Source organism: Leuconostoc sp., assembly GCF_965300815.1.
Window position 1 is genome coordinate 1 of record NZ_CBDKZH010000162.1, and the last position, 2173, is coordinate 2173.

A 2173-nucleotide genomic window follows, 5' to 3' on the forward strand; every position below is an offset into this window, starting at 1 on the left:
TCCAGATACAGCAAATTTTTCGCAACGCATTCATTCACTGAAATTGGAAGATTCCAGTCGCAAAACGATACTAGTATTCCATAAACCAGGCTGCCCAGATTGTCTAGCGGCACGGTCCACGATTAAGTCTGAATTACGACGTAACTCAAACAAAGTTCAAGGCGTTGTGATTAATACAAATAATCCAAAATCCAAGCAATATCTTGCTGAGTATGGCGTAACTAAAGTACCAACAATTATTTATCTTCAAGGTGATCAGGTTGTAGACAGTACAACATCAATTAGCGATAAAGAGATCAAACGAGTGATGAGAGGTAATTCTTAATGACACAAAAAAAGACCAGTAAATGGCCATTGGTAATCGGGTTTGGTTTTGCCCTACTGTTACTAATTAATGCTGTGATAGACTATGGCCAAAGCGATCGCCTTGTTCACGCACAACAACAAGTCCTAAAGGATAATACCTCAAAGATTAAAAAATACAAAAAACAAACGCTGGCAATTAAGGATGTGAATACCGCAGATATTCGAGAGACAACTGATTTTCAAAAAATCGGTGATACATTTCTTGCGGATATGTTCAAGGCTTTACCAAATACCGGAGAATCAACACCAAAAAGTGGGGTTGCTACCGGCAACGTTATCTCAGCATTTATCAGTGCTACTTCAGGTGGTGATCGAGATGGGATCATTGGTAAGCCAGAATTTAAGTTAGACAATCAGGATATGGTCTATTCAAAAGCTCCTGATGGATCAGGTATTGGTTTTGGTACAATTCGTTACACTTTTGAGAATAAGCCGCTGGCTTTAACGCTATTAATGCATATCCAGAATGGCAGGATTGTAGAACTAAAAACGGGTCAGGTTGTTGATACAACAGGAAAGGGAAAGTAGGATGAAAAAAAAACTGATGTTAAGTTTGGGTGGCCTGGCTTCAATTTTCTTGTTGGCGGGCGTATTTACATTACTTGCTGGATTAAATCATAATAAACAGCATCAACTCCTACATGAGTCAAACCAAGCGTATAAAGTCTATCAACAAAAAAAGCGACAACATTCAGCGGTGTATGATGCAAAGCAGCCCAACGTTAGTGCAGCAATAACAAAGTTTGATAAAGTGTTTAGCCTTGATTGGACACTACCAGATCAAGCAGCATTTGATGACAGAGCTAAGGCAATGATGCCATACGTGACAAATGATGTGGTTAAAAACAGCCTCGATTTCAAGCCTGACCCAGATAAAATGATGGGTCAATCGGGTGTGAAAATCACCTATGATCACATGGATTTTATTCCAATCTCAGCAAATGTGAATGAAGTAAAGGCAAAAGTAGTTGTCTTCCTCAAGAGCCAGATTGATGATAGACCAGAAGCGACAACTAGACAGGTTTACGATGTCAGTTATAGTCCAAAGCAAGACAAGGTAACTCAACTAGATAGACTTGGTAATTTCAGACTCCAAAGTGATAGTTCACTACTATCAGAATAATCAACTCAAAAGCCTTCAAGGGCAAAAGAAAAAGTGGCACACATTGGGTCACTTTTTTTATTTTTGCTATTTTATACCTGTGCTTAAGCATAAAACTATACAAGGAGGGCTTTTTCAATGGAAAAGTCGACATATATTAATCGTCCATTAGGAGAATCACCTATGGATCGTCTTACCAAATATCTCCGTGCCACTGGGGCTGGTTTGGCTGGTTTCTTACCAACGATTGCCTCCGCAGATGTTAAAGAAGCTACAAAGAGTGGGGGAACGACCATTATTGCCTGGTTATTTGTCGTCCTGATTGTCGTTTCTGGAATTAGTTTGTTAATCGGGTTCATTCTTCGCGGGACCGGAAATGAACAACAAGTTCAAAAGAGTAATTCACGTATCTTCCATGCTTTGATTGCCATTTTTGGTGGGGCATGTACAGGATTACTAATTACGTGGGTTTGGAACGCTGCAACGTCTGCTGGTGGTGGGTCAATCATCAATTGGCCATTCTAAGGTGAAGGAGGAATGTGATGTTTGGATTTAAAAAGAAAAAACAAACAGTTTCGCACCAATACTTCGCGCGAATTGAACAGGGTTCTCTGGATTTTAAACAGGGAAACTTGCAAGAAGTTGTTGATAATACTGGATCCTTCTCAGACGATTGGCCTAATGTCTCTTTGCAAGATCTACATG

At 39.8% G+C, this 2173-nt stretch carries 4 protein-coding genes; all 4 read left to right on the forward strand.

Annotated elements, in window-relative coordinates; translation table 11 throughout:
• Positions 1–325 (forward strand): thioredoxin family protein (locus tag ACW12G_RS07650; protein ID WP_455647682.1); only part of this gene is annotated, 325 nt, incomplete at its 5' end.
• On the forward strand, positions 325–894 hold the full coding sequence (locus tag ACW12G_RS07655; protein ID WP_455647683.1) for a hypothetical protein: 570 nt from the start codon (positions 325–327) through the stop codon (positions 892–894). The genes ACW12G_RS07650 and ACW12G_RS07655, both read left to right, overlap by 1 nt.
• 1 nt (position 895) lies before the next feature.
• Positions 896–1489, forward strand: a complete 594-nt coding sequence (locus tag ACW12G_RS07660; RefSeq protein ID WP_455647684.1) for a hypothetical protein — start codon at positions 896–898, stop codon at positions 1487–1489.
• 117 nt (positions 1490–1606) lie between these two features.
• Positions 1607–1993, forward strand: coding sequence for a hypothetical protein (locus ACW12G_RS07665; protein ID WP_068852706.1), 387 nt, complete (start codon positions 1607–1609; stop codon positions 1991–1993).
• Positions 1994–2173: the final 180 nt, after the last annotated feature.

Excerpts from the sequence above, each read along its gene's own strand:
- ACW12G_RS07665 (WP_068852706.1), top strand. The coding sequence starts at position 1,607 with ATGGAAAAGTCGACATATATTAATCGTCCATTAGGAGAATCACCTATG.
- ACW12G_RS07655 (WP_455647683.1), top strand. The coding sequence starts at position 325 with ATGACACAAAAAAAGACCAGTAAATGGCCATTGGTAATCGGGTTTGGT.
- ACW12G_RS07660 (WP_455647684.1), top strand. The coding sequence starts at position 896 with ATGAAAAAAAAACTGATGTTAAGTTTGGGTGGCCTGGCTTCAATTTTC.